This window comes from Paenibacillus sp. TSM33, assembly GCF_056099025.1.
This window is the reverse complement of record NZ_JBLZXB010000013.1, coordinates 54,045-72,742: the sequence shown is the minus strand read 5'-3', so window position 1 is coordinate 72,742 and position 18,698 is coordinate 54,045. Positions and strand designations below refer to the sequence as shown.

Here is an 18,698-nt window from a genome sequence, read left to right as displayed (position 1 = left end):
GCAGGGAAACGTTCATTCGCGGCGAGAAACCTTTCAGCCTATGGGTTTCTTCTCTGTACAGCGGGTCATTGAACGTTTGATCCTTGGTCTACACTATTCCTATATATTACAATTTTCACCACTTTACACGAAACGCAAGTTCGAGTCAAGAAGATAATTGTCTATCTGGGCTCATCCAGGGACATGGACGATATTTAGATTTTAAGATAATTAAATTCCGTTCATTATCATATTGCAAAATGAGCGGCCAGATTTTAGGACGGATACGCCTGCGAAAACCCAGAACAAAGCGAACAAACCGAGGTGAAATATCACAAATACGAACAGCTTCCTGCTCTACTCCCTTGGGTAGCTCCTTGGAAAATAAAAAACGGTTAAGCGAACGTGTCATTACACCTGATATCGCCTCTATCGTGCTGACATCCATCACGATAATTGTGTCGGAACGCTGGAGTCGTTCGGTAAAATAATGCTCATGATAATTCCCTTCGATAATCCATTCTTCCCTTTGCAGGACTTCACCCAGCTGTTTATGAAATTGTTTGTCTGTGCTCCGCTTCCACTCTGGTCCCCAATACAAATCATCCAACGAAATATACGGCAAATTGGTCCACATCGACAGTCGTTTGGCCAAAAAAGTCTTGCCGCTCCCCGGGGAGCCAATTACGATAATACGTTTAGCATGCTGCACAGCTAGAAGCTCGTCACTCTCTCCCCTACGTAAGGTTAGCATTGAATAGATCAGTCGATATAGTAAACCTACTGTCAAAGCCCCTCCCTTTAAAAGTAAATAAAGAAGGAACAGCGGCAGAAAAACAATAGCGTATTTCACACTGTCCATCAGGCAACCTGCCCCTTTTATAAATTCAATAATTGAGATCATTACGTCCGTGAAGCTCCCAATACACGTTGTTGTAGGTTAGTGTTCTTTTCTTTACTTATGTATTTTTCTTTTTAAAATACACACCCTTAAAAAACACAAAATTTTGCGAATGTGTGCCATACAGCTCCTGGAACCTAGAATGGAGATTATTCATAGAAATGGTGTCTGAGACTGTCCGATCCGTTTGTATGGTTAAGTCGACACAACTGATTCCAAACTGGCACACTTGCTCCATAGGATAACCTTGGGTAATTCCATAAATCATCCCCGCAATAAAAGCGTCATCTGCACCTGTGACATCAATGACCTGTTGAACTGGAGGGATAGGGATTTGTCCATGAGTTCCATCCTGAGAAGCAAACAACACACGTTCAGCACCACAGATAATAATGACATTTTGAACCCCAAGTTTGTGAAAAACTCGGGCTGCGTCCCATATCTGCTGATCATCTTTAAGTTCAAGTCCCAAATAAGCTTCAGCTTCCTCCGGTTGGCATACCAGCCATTCCACCCCATGCAAATTCCGGGGAAGCTTTCTCATCTTGGAAGCTGACACCGAAGAAACGACAAGCGGTACCTGATGTTCCAAACACACATGTATGGTAGCCGCTATTACGTTCATAGAAAAATTAGTGTCCAGCAGAACAAGTCGGGAAGAGGCGATTAAAGGAATATTTTCAAAAATTACTGAAGGACGAATCTGATCATAAATCTCCATTTCTGCTGTCGCTACAATCATTTCACCATGCTCGTTCAGCAAGGCAGTATAAACGCCGGTTGACGATTCACCTTTGACTTGAAGAGGAATCACGTGCATGTAGCGGCTAGACTGTTCGATGATAAATTCGCCTTCCGCATCATCCCCAACTGCGGTAAGCAGGCTGACCCGTCGGCTCAACCTCCCTAAATTTTCGGCTACATTCCGTGCTACCCCACCGCAAGATTGCAAACTGGTGCTGCTCGGGTTGGAGGTGTGAAGCTGAAATGTACCTTTAATCATGATTTTACGATCCAGATTGGCCCCTCCGATACACAGAATTTGTTCACTAGAGGGCCAAGGCTCGTCCTGCTCATTTTTGTGAATTTTTTTTAATTTCATCATTTGACTCCTTTCTCGACTCTATTCGCTAGAATGATTGAAATTTGTGCAGAAATAGGCACTCTATAAACCTAACATGTTCCAAATGTCAAATTCCCAAGAATTATGTCGAGTCCGTTAATATATCATAAAGTTACACATACAAAAAAATCACCTTATCGTAAAAACATCCTCCACTTTACGATAAGGTGACTAGAGCTGAGCGTGCAGCTTAGATCCTTCCTAACATCTTGTTATTTTATAATGAATAGAGCAGCTCCATGAGGGGGTAAATCTGCGGACATTTCCTGCACTAAAACACCTACATCCACATGGTTCCACAAGTCTCTGGCACTTGCCTGTCCTTCAATTCCAAGCTCCTGTAGAGATACACGGACTGTGGAAGCTTCATCTCCAGTATTAAATAAAGCCGCATATACATGACCTTCCTCGTTATGAGAAGTCCAAACGATATGTTCATCCTTTCTGTAGACTTGGCGCGCATTCACAACGTTACGATGAACATCGAGCACTTCTTTGTTCGTCAGCAATGATAGTGTCCATGCGTCGTTGTCCCGCAGTTCTCCCCCGAACATCAGTGGAGACCGGAAAATGCTCCATAAGGTCATCATCGTCAGCTGCTCATCCTTCGTAAAGCGTGTCCAACGATCATGGCTGCCGGAATCTACTGAATCTACCGAACGAATCCCCAGATGACCCAGTGGCAACATGTCGCAATCCGGCCAGTGACCTGGGCCCACATGTTCCGCCCATTTCTCGCAACGCTCGAACATACCATGCAGTAAAGGCCATACATCCCAGAAATCATCAGTCATGCGCCACATATTAGCGTTTGCGATTAAGTCAGCCGCATGTTCCAACGGTGCAGGACCAGGCGACAAGCTCAAGACCATCGGGCGCCCACATTGGGCAATAGCTCGTCTAATCAATTCAATTTCCGCCAAATGAATACCATAGAGACGTGATGCAGCAATGTCATCTACTTTGACAAAATCGATACCCCATTCCGCATACAGGTCAAACAATGAATTATAATACTCCTGTGCACCTTCCTTGGATGCATCTACCCCATACATATCTGTGTTCCAAGGACAAATAGAGTTAGGATGTGCAATTTGTCTGGCCGTAGCTGTAGTTCCTAAAATCGGAGTATCCCGATGAACCGCCTGTCTAGAAATGCCTCTCATAATATGTATCCCGAATTTCAACCCCAAACTATGCACATATTCCGCAAGAGCATGGAACCCACGCCCATCTGCTGCCGAAGGGAACCGATTCACCGCTGGAATCAGACGTGAAAATGAATCCATTTCCAATGGAACAAATGGTCGATACTGTGAAGATACTGCTCCCGACTCATACCACTGAATATCTACCACGACATACTCCCATCCATACTCCTTCAGGTGCTCCGCCATATATTGAGCATTTCCCCGTATTTCCTCTTCCCTTACCGCTGCGCCATAGCAATCCCAGCTATTCCATCCCATAGGTGGTGTATGCGCTCTCAAATGATGTTTCATTAAATTCATCCTTTCATCTGTTAGACCTCAACCTGTTATTGCAAATCTCATCAACCCCACCATACCATTATAATGTAACCCCTTACTTTTGTCGCTCGTCATCTGGTTCATTTCCACTTTTTATACATTTATGTTGACTAACTTAAAGAATGTGGTACATTTAAACTTGCTTGTTAAAAAACTTTGACTTGAATCAGAGGGTGATTTTACATGTGTGCACATGCTTATCGAATTTTGTTGTTTTACAAATATGTCAATATTGAAGATCCTGCCACCTTTACGGCAGAGCATCTGGCTTACTGCAAGGAGCTGGGCGTCAAGGGAAGAATCTTGATTGCCGAAGAAGGAATCAACGGAACATTGTCCGGTACAGTAGAGCAAACGGAGCAGTATATCCGTGATTTGCGCGCCAATCCCAAATTCCACGATATCGTTATTAAAATAGATGAAGCTGACGGTCATGCGTTCAAAAAAATATTTGTACGTCATCGTGAGGAACTGGTTACGCTACGTCATGAGGACGAGCTCGACCCTAATGTAATTAGCGGCAAGCGTCTATCGCCAAAAGAGTTTTATGAACAGCTTCAAGATGAAGATGTCGTGGTTCTGGACGGACGTAACGACTACGAATATGACATCGGTCATTTCCGCGGAGCTATTCGTCCCGAAGTTGAATCGTTCCGTGAATTTCCACAATGGATTCGCGACAATATGACTCAGTTCAAGGACAAGAAAATCCTGACATACTGTACCGGAGGTATTCGTTGCGAAAAGCTGTCCGGTCTGCTGATTAAAGAAGGCTTTAACGATGTAGGCCAGTTGGACGGCGGCATTGTGACTTACAGCAAGGACCCAGAAGTACAAGGACGTTTGTTTGATGGTAAATGCTATGTGTTTGACGAACGGATTTCGGTTCGGATCAACCATACGGATGAGGACGTTATTGTCGGTAAATGCTACCACTGTGAAACGCCAAACGATCATTATATTAACTGCCCGGTGTGCAATCTCCAGCATATCGTGTGTCCAGACTGCGAAGAACAGCATCAACACTATTGCTCTGACGATTGCCGAACCATAGCGAAAACCATGGTTTCTGCTTAACCATCAGAATACTCGGTTTCATATTAAAGGGATGTTCCTACTAGCCGTTTAACATGGCTGTGGACATCCCTTTTTATTATCCTCAGAATAAGCGATCAAATATCTATAGCTTATACCTATAACCTTGATTGTTTATCCGTCTTGGACGGGCTTGAAAGTAGCATCTTATAATGAACCATGTTATTACAAAAAGGATGGTGGAAATCATGGTTCAAATCGTACTTTCAACTCTATTATCCGTTATCGTTCCGCTGTCCATGCCAGTGATCGCCGGATTTTTACTCGGCAAATTCATGAAGCTGGAAACCAAACCGCTCTCGACTTTGTACTTGTATTTTTTAAGTCCCGCCATGATTCTGGACACACTGCTCAAAGCGCAGCTTTCCTGGCATGATGTGGCACAGACAGCCGCTTTTTCATTACTCAACCTGCTGCTATTGTGGGGAATTGCACAATTAGCGGGGAAAATCTTTAGACTGAGCGCCCCGGAAACGGCTGGACTTACTTTAATCTCCACTCTGACCAATAGTGCAAATTATGGGCTGCCGCTCATTTTACTTGCCTTTGGGCAGCTTGGTCTGGATAAAGCCTCTGTATATGTCGTTATCCAAATGATTATGGTCAATACCATTGGCGTTTATTTTGCAGCCCGCTCTGAATTTTCCGTTCATAGTGCCGTGAAGTCGGTATTTTCTCTCCCTGCGATTTATGCGGCTCTTCTTGCACTGGGGCTTCGAGCACTGGACTGGCATCTGCCCTCCGGCGTTCAATCAGGCGTCTCGATGATTGCAGCTGCCTATTCACCGGTCGTGCTGGCGATCCTTGGGACCCAGATAGCTTATGTGAAAATATTCAAGCTGGAGCCGTCTATTAAAAAAGCCAGCTGCGCAGGACTTACAATCCGACTTCTGCTCTCCCCGCTTGCGGCTTGTCTTGCCATGCTGATACTGGGGATTTCAGGCCTTTTGTTCTCCGTTCTCTTCATTCTGGCCTCGATGCCAGTGGCTGTGAATGCAGTCATTTTAGCGGAAAAATTTAACGCATCGCCAAAACTGGTCTCCACCTGCATCCTGTGGAGCACGCTTGCCTCATTCCTGATTTTGCCCATTCTGATTAGCTGGTAGCAGGTTAGACGGACAAAAGGCTCTCTACACCATAGAGAGCCATGCACGATCCTGTCTCCAGTCTACTTGCACAGGCGTTTCAAAAAAAGCACTAAGCGTTTCACTGCTCAGGATATCAGTCGTTTTACCTTTAGCAAACACCGTACCCCTGCGAATCAGAATCGTATGTGTGTACATCGGTAGAATTTCTTCGATATGGTGTGTAACATACAATAAATTGGGAGAACCCGGCGTCTCGGACAGCTGACGAACGCTATTCAGTAATGCTTCTCTAGAGAAAAAATCCAACCCGTTACACGCCTCGTCCAAAATCAGCAGTTTGGGCGAGGCCATTAACGCACGAGCAATAAGCACTTTTTGCTTTTCTCCCTGTGAGCATCCCTGATACAACCGATCTACCAGATGAGCACAGCCCAGTTGGCTCATAAGCTGAACGGCCTGTTCATAATCTGTAGCCGTCGTCTGATCAAACAGTCCAATAGAGGCAAATTTACCGCTGATGACGACATCCTGTGTACGCTGGCTTCCATTAATTCTTTCCTGTAAAGAGGAACTGACCCAACCAATAGATTTGCGCAATTCCCTCAGATCTACATCCCCAAAAGTATGACCCAATACACCGACACTACCTGTGGTTGGCCATATGTAGCCATTAATCATATTGAGCATCGTTGTTTTGCCTGATCCATTCAAGCCGAGTACAGCCCAATGCTCTCCCTCAGCTACCTGCCAATTGATTTGATCCAGTATGGTACGGTTATCTCTCTTCCAGCTTACATTGTTAAGCTCAATGACAGTATTCATGGCTGTACATCCCTTCTATTCATCGTATCATCAGATGTTTGTAAGCATAATAAAATATCACTTTTACTTCGTTAATCTTCACTTTCGTATAAGGATAGCACAGGGTTACAGGTTGTTCAATTTTAAATTCACTATATTGCTTTCTACAAATGTAATAGAAATAGAATCAAGTTCAATAGCCCGCTTACGCTAACTTGGAATAAGGTAGCATAAGCGGGCATTTTAGTGGTTTTAAGATTTAAGATTTAAGATTTAAGATTTAAGATTTAAGATTTAAGATTTAAGATTTTGGAGCGATGAAGACCGATTTATGAGGCAGTTTATGCGCTATTTCTCGAGGAAGGCTCAGATTCGTTGCCAATACATCTACAGGGTTGCCAGCCATCCACTCACTCAAATCAATGGCTTCGTAATGACCACTGTTAAAACCAATCAAAATACGGCATACGTCTGGCCCGGTATTTTTAATATAATGCCCGGCCCCCATGGGGACATACCCTACATCTCCGGCTTCAAACTGCTCTGTCACCGCATTCCCTTCTGCCAGAAATACAGTCATTTCTGCACTGCCATCCAAATAGTATTGCCATTCATCCGCATTGGGATGCCAGTGCATTTCTCGCAATCCGCCCGGCTCCAGTTCAATCACAGATCCGGCCATCGTCGAAGAAATAGGAAAATCTTCTACTGTAACGGTCCGCTGAGTCCCTCCACCCGGTGCCAATCTGGGCTGTTTGGCCATTAAAGGATAGCGGTGTTTAGTAATTAGATCGGAAGAAATCCGCGGATATGCATCATGAGATGCGATAGATGGGACAGGTCCTTTTGCAAAATAAGCTTCCTTCTTTGGCAAAAGAGCCAGCTCGTCGGCTGCAAGTCCGAGATTCTGCATGACTACATCTGCGGGAGTCTGAGCGATAAAATCAGTAATGCTGAACGTATGGTCCTCCGAAAAATCACCATTATCGAAAATCAGGATAAAATGACACTCTCCAGGACCAAGACCTTGAATGGAGTGACCATAACCACGCGGGAAATACCATACATCACCTGGGTTAAAAATATCAACATAGGAAGTACCGTCTGGATGGATAACAGTTGTCCGACAGGAGCCGCTAATTACATAGGCCCATTCAGCTGCATTAGCATGCCAGTGAAGCTCCCGCATTCCACCCGGCTCCAGACGCATCGAAACCCCTGCTATTCCTTCTGATACAGGAAAATCGTGGACTGAAGCCCCACGTGTGATACCCCCTGGCCCGGTTCTGGGTTCCTTTTTCTCTAAAGCATACTTAAATGATTTCATCGCGATTCCTCCTTAAAATCATTCATCCCATATGTCTTTATTCACTTTTTGATGCTGTGCAGGTTTATTATATACTTTTAATGTTAAAGAGATCAAATTTGTCCATTTTTTATCAATAGAATGTCCGAATCGCCCCCTTGCGGTTAGGATTAGGATAAACAGGCATGAGAAAAAGGATGAATCATAAACAATTCATCCTTTTTTTGATTTAGTTTCTTTATTTGTATGATCAGCTTTATTTGCATTTTTATCTTTATTCTTGTCGTTATTCTTCTTCTCCTTGTTTGGGACTGTAACTTTCTTTTTTTCATTAGCCAGTCGCCAATAACTTATTACTTTTCGGTACATAGACTTATCTGTCAATTGGTTAAAAATATATGGATCTGGCTTCGTGTTCACCTCGATGATCCAAGGGATAAAGCGATGATCCAATCCAATGTCCACACCAATTTGCCGGAAATTCGGATATGTTTTTTGTAGTTGTGTGGCAATGGTAATCCCCAGTTCATTGAGCTTCTTGACCAGCTCAGCCTGCTTACTTTGCGATAAATGGGATTTCAATACCTGCTCCAAGGCCATCGGCTTACCACCACTATGGTAATTGGTCACAATTTTACGGGGATGGCCTAACCGTCCAATAATTCCGGTAGATTCCCATGCCCCTTTTGCATTGCGTTGCACCATGACCCGGATATCAAAATAACGATTTTGATGGCGCAGTAAATGGATTCCCTTTTGAATGAGATAACTTTTTTTCCCTGTGTGTTTCGATAAGCTGGTAATCAGTGCATCCAGATGTTTGAACTCCAGACGTTTTTCCTCATATTGGTAGGCGAAACGCTGCCCTGCCTCCTGTTCGACTTTCATCACACCTTTGCCAAAGGTACCTTGATCAGGCTTTACATAGACCATACCATAACTTTCCAACATTGATTTCATATTTATTTTACTGTATTTACGGGTTTCAGGTACAAAAGGCTTGATACTGCCATGCTGGAGCAACAATTTGGTTTTATGCCATTTGCTGCGCAACGCCTGCACTCGTGAAGAATTCAATTGCCCCTCTCCTCTCTACTCTCAGGGTAGAACGCTCCTGTTAAAAAAGATCAATCTATCGTATGCACCAAATCCCCATTCGAAGCTCCATTCGCCCTCTTCTACATAGAATTAGACAGTTGGCCTTGCCCGGTCGAAAGCGCCTGTCCAGGCATACAATAATATGAGATACCGGTAGCGTATATTTATACGTATAGGGAGTGAATAACATGTCTGCGCAATCGGATGGGCCACAGAAGGGTTCCCTCTCAATTGATGTTCTGATCCCCACAATTGAAAAAGATTTGGCGACACTACCACTAGTAATTGACAGTCTGCGCCGTCACGTGCAGCACCGAATTGCAACCATCTATATCGTTTCACCGCAAAGCACCAAACTTCGCCGTCTATGTGCAAACAAGAAGTGTACATTTATAGACGAAAAAACGGTGTTGCCCATCACTAAAAAGCATATTCGTTACGGAACAACGCGCTGGGATCGCTCAGGCTGGCTGTATCAGCAATTGCTCAAAATGAATGGCGACAAAATCAGTAAATCACCTTTTTTTCTCGTCATAGACGCGGACACCATTTTGATTCGTCCACATACGTTCCGTAAAGACGGAAAAACAATTTTTTACTATCGCAGCTGGAGTCAACCTGAGTATTTTCGCACTTACCGTAAGCTGATGGGCGCTAAAGCTCCCTCACCAAAGTCCTTTGTCACTCACTATATGCTTTTTGAAAAAACACGGCTCGCCCAGCTCAAGCAAGTTATTGAGACAAGGCATGGGAAACCTTGGTACAACGCCATTATTCAAAGTATAGACCGGACAAAACAGTTTGGATTTTCCGAATATGAAACGTATGCCAACTATCTATACAGCAATCAGCCCTCTCGGATGATTTTGCGCAAGTCATTGAATAAAGCGCTTCATAGTCGTGCTTCTTCGCTGTCACAAAAACAATTGGATATCTACGCCCAAAGCCACCGCTCCTTATCTTTTCATCAACGCAAAGTGTACCAGCTAGCTCCAAAAACAAAGAGTCAATCTTCATTGAAATAGTTCCTAGAATAGAAAATCCCGCAATTGTTGATGCAATCCAAATGGATTTGCATTGAAGGAGGAAACGTCCGTGCGCATCGTATTGTTATGCGGTGGTGCCGGAAAACGGCTGTGGCCATTATCTAATGATATTCGGTCGAAGCTGTTTCTCCGGTTGTTGCCCGCTCCTGATGGGCAGCAGGAATCTATGCTCGGCCGGGTGTATCGTCAGCTTACCTTAGCCGGACTGGATTCCTCTGCTCTGCTTCTGGCTCATCAGAGTCAGGTCAATCTAGCCTTTCGCCATACAGAAGGGCGTCTGCCTGTTCTTGGCGAGCCTGCTAAACGGGGAACCTTTACAGCTGCTGCACTCGCTGCTGCTTATTTTCATACAAGAGGCATGGGGCTAGATGAAGTTCTCTGCATTGCTCCAGCAGATATGTTTGCAGGCGACGACTTCTTCCACAGCATAGCAGCGCTCTCCGGCCTATTGCTCGAGAGCGGAGCCGATCTGGCTATGCTTGGGACAAGGCCTACCCATGCCTCCGACCAATATGGCTATGTCGTTCCGGGTCTGCAAATGAGGCAGGAAGGGAAAACGGCTTATGCCCAAGTTGCTCGCTTCACTGAAAAGCCGGATCTCTCTGGAGCGCAGCAGCTTATTAACCAAGGCGCGCTGTGGAACTGCGGTATTTACGCTTTTACGTTACGGTATATGCTGTCCTGTATGGAGCAAAGTCAACTGCCGCTGAACGATAAAGAACTGTACGCAATGTATGATAGCCTCCCGGTTCGCAGTTTCGATGAGGAGATTGCGGAGCGTACTGAACGGGCCGTTGTCCTGCCTTACGAGGGCGAATGGCACGACATCGGCAACTGGCAGACCTTAACAGAGCAGCTAGGAAGCCGAGTGATCGGGCGTGGACAAATCAGTGGTCGGACTCACGGCACACACATCGTCAATGAGCTGCCCTATCCACTTCATGTCATTGGCGTGGAGGATATTATTGCTGCTGCAAGCCCAGACGGTATTCTCATTGCGTCCAAAAGCCATGCCCACGCGATCAAGGAGCAGCTAGGCAACCTCCAACTTCGCCCCATGCATGGTGAAACCTCTTGGGGCAGTTACCGGGTGCTGGACGAATTTGAGCACCGGAGTCCGCATGACATATTAGCTATACGACTGACGGTGTTACCGGATCATCGCTTGAATGGACGTATTCACGGCAGCGGACTTAAAGTATGGACGATCGTATCCGGTCGGGGAGAGGTTATGCTGAACGGAGAACGCTTTGCTGCGGCAAGCGGCTCTGTATTTAGCATTCCGGTCGAAACGTATCACACGATCCGCGCAGATCTGGATACCGCACTGGAACTGATCGAGGTGCGCCTGGGCCACTGTTTGGTGAGCGCCTTCTATAAATCCGATTCTTGACAACACAAAGAGTTATAACATCTAAACAGATAGAATTTCTACGCGAAGATTTCACATCAAAAAAAATCGCTCATGAGCAAGGTGAGTAAAGTCCTTTGCTCATGAAGCGATTTTTTTTGTAACATTACATCTCATAAGGAAACCGTTCTAACCTTGCCAGATAAATAAACCTTGTTGGCCTTAACTATCCCAGCCTCTCTTAAAAAGTGCTGCACGATCTTCATCTGATAATGTATGCGTACTTTCTGGGGCAGGCTCCATCCTGTTTCCACAGTAACTGCACGTGCTCCTAAGATACGGGCTGCAGCGGTACGAGAGGAGCCTGGGAGCTCATGCAATCGCATGTTGAAATAGCGGTCTTTCACCTTGATCGAGCGATTCATTCGCTTAATAATCCGGCGCGTCGTGGGAATTACCGGGTTGCCCTTATTGGAGATCAGTGTTTGACCAAGCACCTTGGCATCCTTTTGTGATAATCCATTCGCCTCATGTAAGTCGAGATACCATTCAGGGTGATGCTTTTGTGTTAGTTTAAATAGAGCAGCGGAAAGTGGTTGTGATGCCGCCTGCTTTTTCTGGCGCGGGAAAGTTCGATTCAGATCAGGTTTTCCTCTGATCCGCTTGCGGTAAGCCTCTTGATTCACAATTGGCACAATAATAAGTTTGCCATGGCTGAATCTCAGTTTTTGCTCCTTCAAAAGCTTTACCAGTTTCTCAGCCGCACGTATACTTGCTATTTCATTACCATGTATGCCTGCAACCACCATCGTACACGGACCTTTCTGTCCCCCTGTGGCTACATAATAAGGAGTCGCCCAAGAAGAGCCCTTTCCAAGCATATATCGTTTGACCTGCATCCCTTTCACCTCCGTATAGGCTTTCGTTGTCCTCTCTTCTGTTCTCGCCGACGGATGATTTCACGGTATAGTCTCAAGTAGTTGCTGGTCATCTGTTTGTTGGTAAATCTTTGGTTAACATACAATCGCAGCTGCGCGGGTGACGGGTAATTTTTTTGCTGTGCCTTTCGTGCCATTTGGCCAACTGATTTGCAAATCAACTGTGGAAAGCCTGATAGCACCTCGGGAACGGAGCCATTTTTTAGGGCAAGCACCGGTGTTCCACAAGCCATAGCCTCTACCATTACGAGTCCGAACGGCTCTTCCCACAGTGATGGAAACAACAGACACTCTGCATGTTTCAGCAGCTTCTGTTTCCGAGCACCCCCAACTGCCCCCACGTAGCGTATATTCGGATTGCGCTGAATTCGTGTCTGAATCTCTCGGCGAAAAAATACAGGGGCTTTGATAGGACCCGCAATGAGCAGTCTTTTTCCTGTTCGCTCTGCAACCTGAATGGCCTGCAGTACACCTTTATCCGGTATGATTCTGCCCATAAACAGCAAGTAGCCTCGCTTCTCACTGCTGAACTCGTATTCATGGGTGTTGATGCCGTTATAGATATAAAATCCTTTGCCCCCGCCCATCAGTTGGCGTGCTCTTTTACTAACATATACGGGGTTTTTACCGTGTCTCTTCACTGGAAGATGAACGGTACACAATGATGAGCAAGGCAGCTTCCTACGCGCCACAGCAGAACGAAAAGTATGGTCATGAATGATATGTGTGCCGGAAGGCATATGCCGAAGTACATATTGAGGAATCTGACTATGTTTCAAACCCTTGGGATAAGTAATCAATCGTGCGCTGCTCCTGCTCCCACGGGCGGCAAAAAGAGATACATGATGCCCTCGTCTCACTAATTCCTCTGTTAATTCATGCACGACCTTTTCCGTTCCGCCTTTGATAGAGGGTACAGGCTGTGCATCGGGATAGTTGGATATGACCTGCACAATGGTTAAAGGTCGGTTTTTGAGTGCTTTACTCTGCCTTGAAGCCATATGAATTCCCCTTCCTGACCGGAGATACGGTGTAATCTTTACGATGTCAACGGGAATCTGAGCATACTCCCGTGCAGGTTATAAATTGTAGTATATAGGTATGTATGTTTTGCATGATTGCTTGTGCCAATCGTCTGCAAGTCGCTTTTTGTCATACGCGCCTAGCCATATGGGGAGTTTATTTAATTTGTCAAGCCAAAGTTAAGGAGAAAATTCTCATCGTTTTCTAATAAAGCAGGGCAAAACGTTGGGGTAACAGGATTGTAACCATGAGTGGTAAATTCCGGATATTTTATTTGTGTTATTGTCATTTCAGGACATCAACACAATACGAATAACGGAGGAAATTATATATGAAACGTACTTCTAAAAAATTGTGGATGGGTATTTGCTTTACGATGACTTTGGCACTGAGTGCAGGGAGTTTCGTCGTCGGACCTGACACCACTCATGCCGCTTCGACAAGTAAAGCTGATCGGATTATTTCAAAAGGATCCCAGTATATGGGCGTCCGTTATGAACATGGAGCTCCAGCAGGCAGTACAAGCTCTTTTGATTGCTCTTCGTTCACTCAGTATGTTTTTGCACAAAATGGAATCAAGCTTCCACGTTCGTCCAAACAGCAGTCAACTGTAGGCACTTATGTACCGCGTAGTCAGCTTAAAAAAGGCGATTTGGTCTTTTTCTATGCCCCAATTCATCATGTAGCCATTTACATGGGAGACGGGAAAATACTGCACACGTATGGTAAAGGTGGCGTAACGGTTACAAAACTGAATTCGGGATGGTGGAACTCCCATTACACAACAGCACGTCGTGTCCTTTAGGATCATTTTGGATGATTCCCATCCACCGAATGCTTAACTTACAATTAACATTAAAAAGGCTGTTCCTCTGAGTAGAGATGTCTACTGGAGGGACAGCCTTTTCTGTTGTTTTTGAGGCAGCGTAACGATGACCTCCGTCCCTTCTCCTTCTACGCTTTCCATACGTATCGTACCCTGGTGAGCATCTGTTATTGTCTTGGCAATCGGCAACCCCAGTCCGGTTCCTCCGGTTTTACGATGTCTGGAGCTGTCTACCCGATAAAATCGTTCAAAGACACGCTTGATCTCGCCCTCAGGAATGCCAATTCCGTAATCCTTAACCCGAAGGTGGACATCTTTTTCATCTGTAGATATCCATATTTCGATTTCATCCGAGCTATACTTTAAGGCATTATCCAGCAGGATGACTAGTAACTGCTTGATTTTTGCAAGATTAGCATCCAGCCAAATTTCCTTTTCTTCTGTAAAAATAGAAATTTGACGATCATGTACAGGCTTGAGATGTACTATTACCTGTTGACAACAACCTACCAGCTCTACCGGCTCATACGGTTCGGGGGCTTGCTGCTGTGAGGAGGCCAATGTCAGTAATTGCTGCGTCATCGTACGCATTCGCTGAGTTTCGTCATAGATCGATTCAATCGATTCCTTACGTATGTCCTCGTCACGTGTACCCCACCGCCGCAGCATGTTAGCATAGCCCTCAATAATCATCAATGTCGTATTCAGTTCATGTGAGGCATCGGAAACAAACTGCTGCTGGCTCTGAAAGCTTTCTTCCAATCTCTCCACCATTCGGTTAAAAGTTGCGGTCATTTGGGACAATTCATCTTGATTGTGACTGCCGACAGGAATTTTTTTGAATTTCAAGCTTCTTTCAATTTCCTGCATCGTCTGAATACTGCTGGCAATTGGCAGCAATATCGCATTCGCCAAAATCGTGCTACCTACCAGACTGAGCAACATAGCTCCAACAGTCGATGTGATGAGAATTGTATTTAAGATATCGAGATTGTTTTCGAGCGCATCCCATTTTTCTACGATCTCCAGCGTCCCCTTTTGACTACCTTCTGGTGAAAGCACCGGAAGATGGATGATTAGGATTTTATGATTCAGTAGATCCGTTAGCTGAGAGCTTTGAGAAAGGTTAAAATGTATATCGTCCAGCTTAAAGCGGGACTGACGGCTTACTTCATACAGAAGGTGAGATTGCTGATCAAATACCCTTAGAATGGTATCCCCGGAAAGTTCATCTTTCAGCTTAGGCCCCCAAGCATTTTTCAAAATCATCGTGGCTCCTGTTTCGGCAATAATTTCAGTCCACTTGTTTTGCAGCACTTCTCTTTCATTGCGAGTAGCGATTTTAACGAATAATAGATGAACCGTGACATCCACAAACAGGAGGATCGTCATCACTAAAATAGAACTAAGCAGGGTAATTTTAGTCCGCAGCTTCAATGGTCTTCCTCCCGGATACAGTACCCAACGCCACGCACGGTTTTAATCAGTTTCTTTTTATATCCATAATCAATTTTTTTGCGAACATACCGGATATAGACATCTACTACATTCGTATCGCCGACAAAATCAAACCCCCATACGTCCTGAATCATTTGATCCCGGTGCAATACCTGATTTTTGTGCTCCATCAGATAGAGAAGCAGATCAAATTCTTTGGGCGTAAGTTCGATACGTTTTCCTTCCCTCACCACAGACCGCGTCTTGCGTTCCAACACCAAGCTATCGACTTGAAGTCTAGACTGTCGCTTATCCTCTTCTTGTGAAGCGGTAGCTGCCGGCTCCAATTGATGCCTCATACTGGCTCGCATTCGCGCTAATAACTCCTCAATTTCAAAGGGCTTTGTAATGTAATCGTTGGCACCTTCATCCAGACCTGAAACCTTGTCAGGAGTCTTGTTACGTGCAGTGACCATAATTACCGGGGTATGATTGTCCACTTTTCGAATCTGCTTTAATACCTCGACTCCGTTCATCTCGGGCAGCATCACATCCAGAATGATAATATCCCATGTATGGGATATTGCCTTATCCAATCCTTCGCTTCCCGTCTGTGCGATTTCAACTGTATACCCTTCATGGGATAACTCCAGTTGAAGCAATCTGGATATCTTTTCTTCATCATCAATGACTAGCACCGACTTTTTCATCACAAAACCACCTATTTTCTATAGAAAAAACTAATAAGCAACGCACATGCGATTCATTTTTTATTTGTTTTTAAGCTTTTATCCGGTTCGTCGCTCTATAATATAATTTTGTAATTCAATTTTTTGAGGTTAAGGAGTAATTTATTCATGTTAATTAATGTAGACTTTGCTTTGTTTCACTGGATCAATGAACTGGCTAATCACCTTGCCTTTTTGAATGGGACTATGCGTTTCATGGCGCAATATGCGCCGTATCTATTCGGAGTGGCTTTACTGATATACTGGTTCACCTTTAAAAAGCCGCATCGGATGATGGTTTTAGAAGCCGTTATCACGGTTTGTATCGGTTTTACAATTAGCTGGTGTCTTGGACATTTGTTTTACAGAGATCGGCCTTTTGTCGGCCACTCTGTCATTCAGCTGATTCATCATAATGCCAATGCTTCATTTCCGAGTAACCATGCACTTGGAGCTTTTGCTCTGGCTGCAATTTTATGGCTTCATCATCAAAAATATCGTGTCCTCTGGATTGTCTTGGCTGTGCTTATTGCGATATCCCGCGTATGGACCGGAGTGCATTATCCTTCAGATATTTTGGCAGGGGCGCTCATTGGGGCAGGTTGCGCAGTTGGTGTTCACAAATTCATTCGCAGTCGGAAGCTTCCAGGCATCTTCATCCAAGCAGCTATTATTTTTTATGAAAAATGGGAGCAGAAGCTAGGAATTAAGCCTGTAGAACTGCCGAGATCTAAGATGACCAAATCCAGTTCCTCTGTGCAAATAAAAAGCAGACGCTAATGTGTCTGCTTTTTTAGCCTCATGATCTATGCACTCCTTATGCAGTCGATTTGGTACGAAGTGATAGCATTCGTTCTTCATACCGCTGGTAGAACCAAATGCAAGCCGCCATCCAGCAACCACTCATGAAATAGCCACCCACAACGTCACTCGGATAATGAACACCCAAATAAATGCGGCTTGTCCCGATCGTTACAATTAGTAGGCTACTGAGCACAACAAGAAGGATACGACCTATCCTGGAAGGAACGTGCTTCCACAATAAAAACGTCAGCGCCGCATACATACTGAAAGCGGTCATGGAATGTCCACTTGGAAAGCTATATCCATTCGCTTCGATAATACGGTTAATTTCAGGTCTCGCACGCCGAAATAGCATTTTTAGTACCGAATTCAACAGTACTGATCCCAGCACAGCAACCGCTAAAAAAAGCAATTCTCGACGGTGTCCCAAAACGCTATACAGCACGAACATAGCAATTAAAATAATGATCACCACTGGAATCCCGCTGCCAATTATGGTGAAACATTTCATAAGACGTGTCATGACAAGCGACTCCAGCTGTCCAATAGCTGTAATGATCTTGTGGTCAAAATGTCGTACTTGCTGGTCGCTAACCCATAGTGCGATTAAGCCAAAACCGAGGGCACATACTATACATGTAAGTAGAGCCACGGAAATCGGTAGCTTTGTAGATATTTGCTTCATTTTTTAGAGGTCCTCCATGAAATTCATCCCGTGATCAAACAAAATGCAGCATTCACATCGTCCATGTATTTACTTTACCCACTTTTCTTGTATCATTTCATAAAAAGGTTAGCTTTTAGAATAAAGCATGTTTAGCTTTTTGGCAAAAGAACGAGGAGTCATCCTGTGATATGAAATCAATTCCCCATTACAGATCACGTGAAATACGCCATACGGTGTTGGAGACAGTTCCATCAGTTGTGAACGATCTCGTATAACCATAATCTCGGGTTGTATCCCCACAGTCTCAGCTGCTTCAATCACATTGTGCGTGGCTATTTCCAGATAAGGGCATTGATGAGTTCGTAAAATGGTTAAGCCTTCACTAAAACGATCCAGACGTTGAACCCAATTATTAGGAAAATAAGGATCTGAATGCTCTTGATTAAACTTATAAACATACAACTGAAAAGAATATGGAGCATCCTCCACATGCCGAAATCCGTTTTTCAGAAAAATTTCGGGACCTGGCGCCCAGGAGGTATCTATATTTGTAACGACTGCCACTCCCTTCTTCCCCAACGTAATAGCATCTTGAATGCAGCGTTGAATAAGCTGTGAGCCTAATCCCAAACCGGTTACAGCGATCCAGATACAATGAATTACTAGATATCCATCCGCATGAACAGCTCTCCAAGCTTGTTCACCCGATGCATACTCTATAAATCCTGCTGGTTTATTGTCTTTTCTCAATTGTATGTAAGTCAAACCTTGAGCAAACTCTTTTTCTGTCCAATTTAGTTTATGTACATAACCCAGTGCTTTTTGCATGCTTCTCATGCAAAAACATCCGTCTTCCCTTATTTGATTTTCATACCAATCAATGGTAGGTATTGAATTTTCCATATAGACTCTCCCAACATTAAGAAGATTTATGATATAAGGATTTCACAATGATTAC

General features: G+C 44.5%; 18 protein-coding genes. 6 read left to right on the top strand and 12 right to left on the bottom strand.

Translation table 11 applies throughout. The annotated features are described in order from the left end of the window. Window positions 1-145: 145 nt before the first annotated feature. The 3 genes from ACN6NF_RS11340 to ACN6NF_RS11330 all read right to left on the bottom strand — a co-directional run bounded on the left by ACN6NF_RS11340 (window position 146) and on the right by ACN6NF_RS11330 (window position 3,505). On the bottom strand, window positions 146-841 hold the full coding sequence (locus tag ACN6NF_RS11340) for a P-loop NTPase family protein (RefSeq protein ID WP_474317839.1): 696 nt from the start codon (window positions 839-841) through the stop codon (window positions 146-148). A 97-nt stretch (window positions 842-938) separates the two neighbouring features. Then, on the bottom strand, window positions 939-1,982 hold the full coding sequence (locus ACN6NF_RS11335; RefSeq protein ID WP_474317736.1) for a carbohydrate kinase family protein: 1,044 nt from the start codon (window positions 1,980-1,982) through the stop codon (window positions 939-941). Window positions 1,983-2,215: 233 nt separating this feature from the next. Then, a complete protein-coding gene (locus ACN6NF_RS11330) occupies window positions 2,216-3,505 on the bottom strand; it encodes a glycoside hydrolase family 27 protein (RefSeq protein WP_474317734.1) in 1,290 nt (429 codons plus the stop codon). A 210-nt stretch (window positions 3,506-3,715) separates the two neighbouring features. On the opposite strand from ACN6NF_RS11330, the gene trhO reads away from it, so the two are divergent. Together trhO and ACN6NF_RS11320 are read left to right on the top strand one after the other, a co-directional pair. Then, on the top strand, window positions 3,716-4,609 hold the full coding sequence (trhO, locus tag ACN6NF_RS11325) for an oxygen-dependent tRNA uridine(34) hydroxylase TrhO (protein ID WP_474317732.1): 894 nt from the start codon (window positions 3,716-3,718) through the stop codon (window positions 4,607-4,609). A gap of 206 nt (window positions 4,610-4,815) precedes the next feature. Next, complete coding sequence (locus ACN6NF_RS11320) at window positions 4,816-5,733, top strand: AEC family transporter (protein WP_474317730.1); 918 nt, start codon at window positions 4,816-4,818, stop codon at window positions 5,731-5,733. A gap of 24 nt (window positions 5,734-5,757) precedes the next feature. Here ACN6NF_RS11320 and ACN6NF_RS11315 read toward each other — a convergent pair whose 3' ends face one another. The 3 genes from ACN6NF_RS11315 to ACN6NF_RS11305 all read right to left on the bottom strand — a co-directional run bounded on the left by ACN6NF_RS11315 (window position 5,758) and on the right by ACN6NF_RS11305 (window position 8,899). After that, entirely contained in the window at window positions 5,758-6,537 is a 780-nt protein-coding gene (locus ACN6NF_RS11315; RefSeq protein ID WP_474317728.1) for an ABC transporter ATP-binding protein, read from the bottom strand. A gap of 280 nt (window positions 6,538-6,817) precedes the next feature. Beyond that, entirely contained in the window at window positions 6,818-7,843 is a 1,026-nt protein-coding gene (locus tag ACN6NF_RS11310) for a cupin domain-containing protein (RefSeq protein WP_474317727.1), read from the bottom strand. Window positions 7,844-8,035: 192 nt separating this feature from the next. Beyond that, window positions 8,036-8,899, bottom strand: a complete 864-nt coding sequence (locus ACN6NF_RS11305; RefSeq protein ID WP_474317725.1) for a YheC/YheD family protein — start codon at window positions 8,897-8,899, stop codon at window positions 8,036-8,038. Between the two features lie 209 nt (window positions 8,900-9,108). On the opposite strand from ACN6NF_RS11305, the gene ACN6NF_RS11300 reads away from it, so the two are divergent. Beyond that, the gene (locus ACN6NF_RS11300; RefSeq protein WP_474317723.1) at window positions 9,109-9,945 is read left to right on the top strand and encodes a DUF6492 family protein; all 837 of its coding nucleotides are present in this window, start codon (window positions 9,109-9,111) and stop codon (window positions 9,943-9,945) included. Between the two features lie 70 nt (window positions 9,946-10,015). Beyond that, a complete protein-coding gene (locus tag ACN6NF_RS11295) occupies window positions 10,016-11,359 on the top strand; it encodes a sugar phosphate nucleotidyltransferase (RefSeq protein ID WP_474317721.1) in 1,344 nt (447 codons plus the stop codon). Window positions 11,360-11,490: 131 nt separating this feature from the next. Here the strand turns inward: ACN6NF_RS11295 and ACN6NF_RS11290 are convergent, their stop codons facing one another. Beyond that, window positions 11,491-12,216, bottom strand: a complete 726-nt coding sequence (locus ACN6NF_RS11290) for a succinylglutamate desuccinylase/aspartoacylase family protein (RefSeq protein ID WP_474317719.1) — start codon at window positions 12,214-12,216, stop codon at window positions 11,491-11,493. Between the two features lie 5 nt (window positions 12,217-12,221). Further along, a complete protein-coding gene (locus tag ACN6NF_RS11285) occupies window positions 12,222-13,256 on the bottom strand; it encodes a glycosyltransferase (RefSeq protein WP_474317718.1) in 1,035 nt (344 codons plus the stop codon). A 353-nt stretch (window positions 13,257-13,609) separates the two neighbouring features. On the opposite strand from ACN6NF_RS11285, the gene ACN6NF_RS11280 reads away from it, so the two are divergent. Continuing rightward, window positions 13,610-14,083 carry a C40 family peptidase gene (locus ACN6NF_RS11280; protein WP_058711074.1) on the top strand — a complete coding sequence of 158 codons (474 nt, stop codon included), beginning with the start codon at window positions 13,610-13,612 and terminating at the stop codon, window positions 14,081-14,083. Window positions 14,084-14,164: 81 nt separating this feature from the next. On the opposite strand, the gene ACN6NF_RS11275 is transcribed toward ACN6NF_RS11280, so the two are convergent. Then, window positions 14,165-15,541 (bottom strand): sensor histidine kinase, encoded by a 1,377-nt coding sequence (locus tag ACN6NF_RS11275; protein ID WP_474317716.1) that lies wholly within the window; start codon window positions 15,539-15,541, stop codon window positions 14,165-14,167. Next, a complete protein-coding gene (locus ACN6NF_RS11270; protein ID WP_474317714.1) occupies window positions 15,538-16,251 on the bottom strand; it encodes a response regulator transcription factor in 714 nt (237 codons plus the stop codon). The genes ACN6NF_RS11275 and ACN6NF_RS11270 overlap by 4 nt, the downstream gene beginning before the upstream one ends. Before the next feature lie 147 nt (window positions 16,252-16,398). On the opposite strand from ACN6NF_RS11270, the gene ACN6NF_RS11265 reads away from it, so the two are divergent. Beyond that, window positions 16,399-17,049, top strand: a complete 651-nt coding sequence (locus ACN6NF_RS11265; protein WP_474317712.1) for an undecaprenyl-diphosphatase — start codon at window positions 16,399-16,401, stop codon at window positions 17,047-17,049. A 37-nt stretch (window positions 17,050-17,086) separates the two neighbouring features. Here ACN6NF_RS11265 and ACN6NF_RS11260 read toward each other — a convergent pair whose 3' ends face one another. Beyond that, on the bottom strand, window positions 17,087-17,758 hold the full coding sequence (locus ACN6NF_RS11260; RefSeq protein WP_474317711.1) for a phosphatase PAP2 family protein: 672 nt from the start codon (window positions 17,756-17,758) through the stop codon (window positions 17,087-17,089). Between the two features lie 108 nt (window positions 17,759-17,866). After that, the gene (locus tag ACN6NF_RS11255; protein ID WP_474317710.1) at window positions 17,867-18,643 is read right to left on the bottom strand and encodes a GNAT family N-acetyltransferase; all 777 of its coding nucleotides are present in this window, start codon (window positions 18,641-18,643) and stop codon (window positions 17,867-17,869) included. Between the last annotated feature and the right edge of the window lie 55 nt (window positions 18,644-18,698).

Coding starts and splice junctions, on each gene's coding strand:
- ACN6NF_RS11310 (WP_474317727.1), bottom strand. CDS start 7,843: ATGAAATCATTTAAGTATGCTTTAGAGAAAAAGGAACCCAGAACCGGG.
- ACN6NF_RS11330 (WP_474317734.1), bottom strand. CDS start 3,505: ATGAAACATCATTTGAGAGCGCATACACCACCTATGGGATGGAATAGC.
- ACN6NF_RS11300 (WP_474317723.1), top strand. CDS start 9,109: ATGTCTGCGCAATCGGATGGGCCACAGAAGGGTTCCCTCTCAATTGAT.
- ACN6NF_RS11260 (WP_474317711.1), bottom strand. CDS start 17,758: ATGAAGCAAATATCTACAAAGCTACCGATTTCCGTGGCTCTACTTACA.
- ACN6NF_RS11280 (WP_058711074.1), top strand. CDS start 13,610: ATGAAACGTACTTCTAAAAAATTGTGGATGGGTATTTGCTTTACGATG.
- ACN6NF_RS11315 (WP_474317728.1), bottom strand. CDS start 6,537: ATGAATACTGTCATTGAGCTTAACAATGTAAGCTGGAAGAGAGATAAC.
- trhO (WP_474317732.1), top strand. CDS start 3,716: ATGTGTGCACATGCTTATCGAATTTTGTTGTTTTACAAATATGTCAAT.
- ACN6NF_RS11335 (WP_474317736.1), bottom strand. CDS start 1,982: ATGAAATTAAAAAAAATTCACAAAAATGAGCAGGACGAGCCTTGGCCC.
- ACN6NF_RS11255 (WP_474317710.1), bottom strand. CDS start 18,643: ATGGAAAATTCAATACCTACCATTGATTGGTATGAAAATCAAATAAGG.
- ACN6NF_RS11340 (WP_474317839.1), bottom strand. CDS start 841: ATGGACAGTGTGAAATACGCTATTGTTTTTCTGCCGCTGTTCCTTCTT.
- ACN6NF_RS11265 (WP_474317712.1), top strand. CDS start 16,399: ATGTTAATTAATGTAGACTTTGCTTTGTTTCACTGGATCAATGAACTG.
- ACN6NF_RS11285 (WP_474317718.1), bottom strand. CDS start 13,256: ATGGCTTCAAGGCAGAGTAAAGCACTCAAAAACCGACCTTTAACCATT.
- ACN6NF_RS11320 (WP_474317730.1), top strand. CDS start 4,816: ATGGTTCAAATCGTACTTTCAACTCTATTATCCGTTATCGTTCCGCTG.
- ACN6NF_RS11270 (WP_474317714.1), bottom strand. CDS start 16,251: ATGAAAAAGTCGGTGCTAGTCATTGATGATGAAGAAAAGATATCCAGA.
- ACN6NF_RS11290 (WP_474317719.1), bottom strand. CDS start 12,216: ATGCAGGTCAAACGATATATGCTTGGAAAGGGCTCTTCTTGGGCGACT.